The 365-nt window shown below is 52.6% G+C and carries 1 pseudogene; it reads left to right on the forward strand.

Annotated features, from left to right (window positions below):
- Nucleotides 1-365 (forward strand): annotated as a pseudogene (locus tag ACYQ8U_RS23285) (3-hydroxyacyl-CoA dehydrogenase/enoyl-CoA hydratase family protein); the annotation flags it as partial.

The raw sequence follows: 365 nt of genomic DNA on the forward strand, positions 1-365 counted from the left end.
TTAGCCGGCGGCAACCCGCTGATCCATGAATCCCAAACGCGCCTGATGTCTGAGCGCGAGTGCTATAAACCCTCTATGCTCTTTCAGTCTGTAAATAGCTGGAACACCAACAGGATCGGTACCAAGGTTGATGTGCCCCTGGATCTTCGAGAATGGATCAGGGATCGGATGTTGGGATGCGTCTTTTCTCAATGCTTCGATATCGCCGACCGTACCATCGGCACCCGCCAGGATCTCAATCTGGGTTGCATCATCGGTCTGGCATTTAAAAAAGGTCCTTTTGAGATGATGGAAAAGCTTGGTGAGCGGGAAGTGACGCGTATTGTCGAGGCCTATAATAAGGAACGTCCGGGCTGGCCGCAGCC

Source organism: Desulfocastanea catecholica, assembly GCF_054657295.1.